The organism is Streptomyces sp. NPDC087901 (genome assembly GCF_044742205.1).
Taxonomy (GTDB): Bacteria; Actinomycetota; Actinomycetes; order Streptomycetales; family Streptomycetaceae; genus Streptomyces.
This window is the reverse complement of record NZ_JBIUUC010000006.1, coordinates 404,915-411,327: the sequence shown is the minus strand read 5'-3', so window position 1 is coordinate 411,327 and position 6,413 is coordinate 404,915. Positions and strand designations below refer to the sequence as shown.

The window sequence follows — 6,413 nt, the reverse complement described above, 5'->3', positions numbered from 1 at the left end:
GGGGCTTTCCTCCGGGCGCTTCCCTTCGGTCTTGCGTTTCCGACTCTATCAGACTCTTTCGTGTCCGATTCCCGGTCGAAGCGGGCCTCGCATTTTCGCTTTCCAGTTCTTCGCTTTCGCGCTTTCCCTTTCCAGCGGTTTCAACCTTACCAGACTCATCCCGTCCCGTTTCCGGTCCGAATTTGAATTCTGATGGCCGTTGAAGTGACCTTGCCTTTCGGCGGACCCGACTTTATCAGAAGTGATGAGTCGGGATTTCCGCCCCTCTGCGGGGCTCCCGGCACACGTGTGTGCGCGGTGCTTCCCGGTGAAGCGGAGACGTAAACGTACTGGAGCGGGGCGCCCCGATGCAAATCGGGGGCCCCGCTCCGGAGTTCACACCCGTCGGGGTCAGACCTCGACGACGACGGGAAGGATCATCGGACGCCGGCGGTAGGTGTCGGAGACCCACTTGCCCACAGTGCGGCGGACGAGCTGCTGGAGCTGGTGGGGCTCCATGACGCCGTCCTGCGCCGACTTGTTGAGAGCCTCTTCGACCTTCGGAACGACCGCGCTGAACGCCGAGTCGTCGATGCCGGAGCCCCGGGCCTGGATGTGGGGGCCGCCCACGATCTTGCCGGAGGAGCTGTCGACCACGATGAAGACGGAGATGATCCCCTCGTCACCGAGGATGCGACGGTCCTTGAGAGAGGTCTCGGTGACATCGCCGACCGAGAGGCCGTCGACGTAGACATAGCCGGCCTGGACCTTGCCCACGATCTTGGCCTTGCCGTCGATCAGGTCGACGACGACGCCGTCCTCCGCGATGACGATGTGGTCCTTCGGGACACCGGTGAGGGCGCCCAGTTCCGCGTTGGCCCTCAGGTGGCGCCATTCGCCGTGAACCGGCATCAGGTTCTTCGGCTTGCAGATGTTGTAGAAGTACAGCAGCTCGCCGGCCGAGGCGTGACCCGAGACGTGGACCTTGGCGTTGCCCTTGTGGACGACGTTGGCACCCCAGCGGGTCAGACCGTTGATCACGCGGTAGACCGCGTTCTCGTTACCCGGGATCAGGGACGAGGCCAGGATGACGGTGTCGCCCTGGACGATGCGGATCTGGTGGTCGCGGTTGGCCATCCGGGACAGAGCCGCCATCGGCTCGCCCTGCGAGCCCGTGCAGACCAGCACGACCTCGTCGTCCGGCAGGTCGTCGAGGGTCTTCACATCGACGACCAGGCCCGCGGGAACCTTCAGATAGCCCAGGTCACGGGCGATGCCCATGTTCCGGACCATCGAACGTCCGACGAAGGCGACCCGGCGGCCGTATTCGTGGGCCGTGTCGAGGATCTGCTGGATGCGGTGCACATGGCTCGCGAAGCTCGCCACGATGATGCGCTTCTGCGCGTTGGCGAAGACCGTGCGCAGCACGTTGGAGATGTCCCGCTCCGGCGGTACGAAGCCCGGCACCTCCGCGTTCGTCGAGTCGGAGAGCAGAAGGTCGATGCCTTCCTCGCTCAGCCGGGCGAACGCGTGCAGGTCGGTGAGGCGGCCGTCCAGCGGCAGCTGGTCCATCTTGAAGTCGCCGGTGGCGACGGCCATGCCCGCAGGCGTGCGGATGGCGACCGCGAGAGCGTCGGGGATGGAGTGGTTGACCGCGATGAACTCGCAGTCGAAGACTCCGAGCCGCTCGCGCTGCCCCTCCTTGACCTCAAGGGTGTACGGACGAATCCGGTGCTCCTGAAGCTTCGCCTCGATGAGCGCGAGGGTCAGCTTGGAGCCGATGAGCGGGATGTCCGGCTTCAGGCGCAGCAGATACGGGACACCACCGATGTGGTCCTCGTGTCCGTGCGTCAGGACGATGCCTTCGACATCGTCGAGACGGTCCCGGATGGTGGTGAAGTCCGGAAGGATCAGGTCGATTCCGGGCTGCTCCTCCTCAGGGAAGAGAACGCCGCAGTCGACGATGAGCAGGCGGCCGCCGTACTCGAAGACCGTCATGTTGCGGCCGATTTCGCCGAGGCCACCCAGAGGGGTGACCCGCAGGCCGCCCTTCGGGAGCTTCGGCGGGGTGCCGAGTTCAGGATGCGGATGACTCAAAAGACTCTCCTTACCACGCACGCCACGTACCGCTTGGGCACGTGGCGCGCATGTCATTCGTGCACTTGCTGTTGTCTTAGGTGTTGCTCTGTTGCGAATGTTCTTCGCGTATTCAGTTGTGAAGTCTGTGGTTACAGCTGTACCCCACCGGCGGCAAGATCGATCTTGAGCTGTGCCGTTTCCTGTGCGCTGAGTTCCACCAGGGGGAGGCGGAGCGGGCCCGCCGGGAGGCCCTGGAGGGTCAGCGCGGCCTTGGTGGTGATCACACCCTGCGTACGGAACATGCCCGTGAACACCGGCAGCAGCTTCTGGTGGATCTCCGTGGCCTTCTGTACGTCGCCGCCGAGGTAAGCCTCGATGAGGGCGCGCAGGTCCGGGGTGACGACATGGCCGACGACGGAGACGAAACCGACCGCGCCGACCGACAGGAGCGGCAGGTTCAGCATGTCGTCGCCCGAGTACCAGGCCAGGCCGGACTGTGCGATGGCCCAGCTGGCGCGGCCGAGGTCGCCCTTGGCGTCCTTGTTGGCCACGATGCGCGGGTGCTCGGCCAGCCGGACCAGGGTCTCCGTGTCGATCGGCACACCGCTGCGCCCGGGAATGTCGTAGAGCATCACCGGCAGACCGGTGGAGTCCGCGATCGCCGTGAAGTGGCGGAGGAGGCCCTCCTGCGGCGGCTTGTTGTAGTACGGGGTGACCGCGAGGAGGCCGTGGGCGCCGGTGCGCTCGGCAGTGCGGGCGAGCTCGACGCTGTGGCGGGTGTCGTTGGTACCGATGCCGGCGATGACGTGTGCCCGGTCTCCGACGGCCTCCAGCACAGCCCGCACGAGCTGGTCTTTCTCCACGTCGCTGGTGGTCGGGGACTCACCGGTGGTGCCGTTGATGATCAGGCCGTCGTTGCCTGCGTCCACCAGGTGGGTGGCGAGCCGCTGGGCGCCGTCGAGGTCGAGCGCGCCGTCCGCCGTGAAGGGCGTGACCATCGCGGTGAGGACCCGCCCGAAGGGGGTCTGCGGAGTGGAGATCGGAGCCATGGGTACCACGCTACTCGTTGCTCGGCGCCCGGTGTCCCCTCGGGGGGACAAGCAAGAGGAGCCCGGCACTGCCTGCTCGGGGGTTCAAGCAGTGCCGGGTCCGTTTGATCAGCCTAGATGAACTTCACGAAACGCCGCAATACGGACACCTCTTACGGGGCAACGCGTCCATTTTTGTTGAAGGCTGCATGGGTGAGCGGCATGAGCTGCGCCCAGTGCGCCTCCATCTGCTCTCCGACCATCTCGATCTCCCGCTGCGGGAACGAGGGAACCTTCGCCAGCTCGTGCTGAGTGCGCAGCCCGAGGAAGTGCATCAGCGAGCGGGCGTTGCACGTGGCGTACATCGAGGAGAACAGGCCGACCGGGAGGACCGCACGGGCGACCTCGCGGGCCACTCCTGCCGCCAGCATCTCCTGGTAGGCGTCGTACGCCTGGCGGTACGAGTCCTCCATGACACGGCCGGTGAGCTCCGCCTGCGCCTCGGTCCCCTCGACGAACTCGTACTTGCCGGGACGGCCCTGCTGGACGAGCTTGCGGGACTCCCCCGGGACGTAGAAGACCGGCTCCAGCTCCCGGTAGCGTCCCGATTCCTCGTTGTACGACCAGCCGACGCGGTGCCGCATGAACTCGCGGAACACGAAGATCGGGGCGCTGATGAAGAAGGTCATCGAGTTGTGCTCGAACGGGCTTCCGTGCCGGTCCCGCATCAGGTAATTGATGAGCCCCTTGGAGCGCTCAGGGTCCTTGGTGACCTCTTCGAGGGACTGCTCACCGGCCGTGGAAACACGGGCGGCGAACAGCACATCGGAATCACCGGCGGCGTGTTTCACCAGGTCAACGGTGACATCGCTGCGGAAGCTGGGCTTTGCGGGCTCGGGGGTCTCGGTCACCGGCGGGGTCCTTCCAATGGCGTCGCTCGGGCGGCGCCCACTCTACGGGCCGCCACTGACAACGTGGTCCGCACCGCCCGTCCCGGGATTTCTTCGGCCAATCCGGCGATTCGGGGCACCGATCGGGCCTCCCGTGCGTCTGACTCAATAGCACCACCCGAATCAGAGTTCAAGGAGAGTTACCTCATGTTCCGCCGGCGTGAATCCGTCCCGTTCTCGTTCGTAGCCGAGGCCGACCGATTCCGCAGTAACGTCACACCGCCCCCGCGGGAGCGCACCTCCCTCTCCGAGAAGGCGGGCCGCACCCTCACCGGGCTCGCCGTGGTCGCCGGACTCGCCGGATCGCTGCTGCTCGGTCTGCCCGCCCTGGCTCCCGAACAGTCGCCGTTGCACCACCAGCAGGCCGAGGCCGCACAGGGCCGCTGACTCGACCGGGCCCCCTCGGGTGGCCCGGTCGGTAGGCTCCTCGGTAGCCTCACCGGGCACAGCAATCGAGCGTGCTTGTGAGTGAGGATCAGTCGTGCCCCTGCCCTTTCTGACGGCCGACCGCGCATTTGACGCGAGCGCTGAGGACGTCGCGCTGCCGTTCGACGACCACGACAGCTGGCGGCGCCCCTACCGCCCCGGGCCCTGGCGTGTCGCCGCTGCGGCCGGCCTGCTGCTGCTTGCCTCGTTCATCCTGTTCGCCGGGATGATCACGGCGTTCGCAGGGGCGCTGCCCGGGGCCGGCGCATGTCTCGCCCTGGCCCTCGCGGTGATCATCTGCGCCCTGCGGATGCTGCGGATCGGCGCCTGGGTGAGCCGGCACGGTGTACGCCGGGTGGGCTTCTTCCGGACGACGACCGTGCCGTGGAACCGCGCCGCCGCGGTGCGTACGGTCCAGCAGCCGGTGAAGTGGCTCGGGTTCCCGCGCACGGTGCAGGGCCAGGCCCTGATCGTCGTACGCAAGGGTGGGGACGCGATGCCGCCGCTGCTCACCGACTCCAACGCGGACTTCCTGGCGCGCGGTGAGGCGTTCGACAGGGCCGCCGACACGATCGAGGCGTGGGGGGACGAGTACCGGCAGCAATGAGGGCTCGCCTCCTCCCGGCGGAAACAACGAGACCGTCCGGCGTTCGTGAAGAACGCCGGACGGTCTCGTTGTGCGGGAACGTGCGCGGCACTAGTTGCCGGACGGGGCCGCTGAGGCCGGTGTGCGGCCTCTGTGGAGGGCGATGGCCCGCTGCATGGCCTTCCTGGCCCGGGGGGTGTCCCGGGCGTCCTGGTAGGCGACAGCGAGGCGGAACCAGCAGCGCCAGTCGTCCGGCGTGTCCTCCGTCTCCTCCCGGCGGCGGGCGAACACCGCGTCGGCGGAGTCCCGGTCGATACGTCCGCTCGGGGTACGGACCAGGTCGTCGACGGGCAGGCCGCCCTCGGCGTCGAGTTCGGCCGCCAGGGCGTTGGCCCGCTGCACGAACTGGGTGTTCTTCCAGAGGAACCAGATGCCGATGACCGGAAGGATCAGCACGGCGACCCCGAAGGTCACCGTCAGCAGCGTGCCGTGCTTGATGAGCAGGACACCTCGGCTGCCGACCAGGACGAAGTAGAAGACCAGGACGGCAGCGGTGACGACATATGTGATCTTTGCGCGCATGGCGGTGGGCTCAGTCAGTTCAGGTCGAGGAAGTTTTCCAGGCCGAACGTGAGGCCCGGCGTGGTCACCACGCGGCGTGCTCCGAGCAGGATGCCCGGCATGAAGCTGCTGTGGTGCAGGGAGTCGTGACGGATGGTGAGGGTCTCGCCCTCGCCACCGAGCAGCACCTCCTGGTGGGCCAGGAGGCCGCGGAGCCGTACCGAGTGGACCGGGATGCCGTCCACGTCGGCGCCTCGTGCCCCGTCCAGGGCCGTCGCGGTGGCGTCCGGCTGGGGTGCGCAGCCTGCCTCGCGGCGGGCTTCGGCGATCAGCTGGGCGGTGCGGGCCGCGGTGCCTGAGGGGGCGTCGGCCTTGTTGGGGTGGTGGAGCTCGATGACCTCGACCGACTCGAAGTAGCGGGCTGCCTGCTGCGCGAACTTCATCGTGAGGACGGCGCCGATGGAGAAGTTCGGCGCGATGAGCACACCGGTCGCGGGAGAGCCGGAGAGCCAGGTGGTGAGCTGCGCGAGCCGTTCGTCGGTCCAGCCGGTGGTGCCGACCACGGCGTGGATGCCGTAACCGACGCAGAAGTCGAGGTTCTCCATCACCGACGAGGGGGTGGTGAGCTCGACGACGACCTGGGCGCCGGCGTCCGTGAGGGACTCCAGCTTGTCGCCGCGGCCGAGTGCGGCCACCAGCTCCATGTCGTCGGCGGCCTCGACCGCTCGTACCGCCTCGGAGCCGATACGGCCCCCGGCGCCGAGAACGGCTACGCGCAGCTTGCTCATTGCTCTGCTTCCTTAC

Annotated in this window: 7 protein-coding genes; 2 read left to right on the top strand and 5 right to left on the bottom strand. The window is 67.4% G+C overall.

The window, feature by feature from the left end:
- Positions 1-390: 390 nt before the first annotated feature.
- The 3 genes from ACIOEW_RS22015 to thyX all read right to left on the bottom strand — a co-directional run bounded on the left by ACIOEW_RS22015 (position 391) and on the right by thyX (position 3,997).
- A complete protein-coding gene (locus ACIOEW_RS22015; protein ID WP_362556482.1) occupies positions 391-2,076 on the bottom strand; it encodes a ribonuclease J in 1,686 nt (561 codons plus the stop codon).
- Positions 2,077-2,207: 131 nt separating this feature from the next.
- Positions 2,208-3,107, bottom strand: a complete 900-nt coding sequence (dapA, locus tag ACIOEW_RS22010; protein ID WP_401965207.1) for a 4-hydroxy-tetrahydrodipicolinate synthase — start codon at positions 3,105-3,107, stop codon at positions 2,208-2,210.
- A gap of 152 nt (positions 3,108-3,259) precedes the next feature.
- Positions 3,260-3,997 (bottom strand): FAD-dependent thymidylate synthase, encoded by a 738-nt coding sequence (gene thyX, locus ACIOEW_RS22005; RefSeq protein ID WP_351000610.1) that lies wholly within the window; start codon positions 3,995-3,997, stop codon positions 3,260-3,262.
- A 186-nt stretch (positions 3,998-4,183) separates the two neighbouring features.
- On the opposite strand from thyX, the gene ACIOEW_RS22000 reads away from it, so the two are divergent.
- Positions 4,184-4,423 carry a hypothetical protein gene (locus ACIOEW_RS22000; RefSeq protein WP_362556476.1) on the top strand — a complete coding sequence of 80 codons (240 nt, stop codon included), beginning with the start codon at positions 4,184-4,186 and terminating at the stop codon, positions 4,421-4,423.
- Positions 4,424-4,517: 94 nt separating this feature from the next.
- Positions 4,518-5,069 (top strand): hypothetical protein, encoded by a 552-nt coding sequence (locus ACIOEW_RS21995; protein ID WP_362556474.1) that lies wholly within the window; start codon positions 4,518-4,520, stop codon positions 5,067-5,069.
- Positions 5,070-5,159: 90 nt separating this feature from the next.
- On the opposite strand, the gene ACIOEW_RS21990 is transcribed toward ACIOEW_RS21995, so the two are convergent.
- Both ACIOEW_RS21990 and dapB read right to left on the bottom strand, forming a co-directional pair.
- Entirely contained in the window at positions 5,160-5,630 is a 471-nt protein-coding gene (locus ACIOEW_RS21990; protein ID WP_362556472.1) for a tetratricopeptide repeat protein, read from the bottom strand.
- Positions 5,631-5,644: 14 nt separating this feature from the next.
- Positions 5,645-6,397 (bottom strand): 4-hydroxy-tetrahydrodipicolinate reductase, encoded by a 753-nt coding sequence (gene dapB / locus ACIOEW_RS21985; protein ID WP_401965206.1) that lies wholly within the window; start codon positions 6,395-6,397, stop codon positions 5,645-5,647.
- Between the last annotated feature and the right edge of the window lie 16 nt (positions 6,398-6,413).

What these genes read in the sequence shown, in the direction of transcription:
- dapA (WP_401965207.1), bottom strand. Translation starts at nt 3,107, where the DNA reads ATGGCTCCGATCTCCACTCCGCAGACCCCCTTCGGGCGGGTCCTCACC.
- ACIOEW_RS22000 (WP_362556476.1), top strand. Translation starts at nt 4,184, where the DNA reads ATGTTCCGCCGGCGTGAATCCGTCCCGTTCTCGTTCGTAGCCGAGGCC.
- ACIOEW_RS21990 (WP_362556472.1), bottom strand. Translation starts at nt 5,630, where the DNA reads ATGCGCGCAAAGATCACATATGTCGTCACCGCTGCCGTCCTGGTCTTC.
- dapB (WP_401965206.1), bottom strand. Translation starts at nt 6,397, where the DNA reads ATGAGCAAGCTGCGCGTAGCCGTTCTCGGCGCCGGGGGCCGTATCGGC.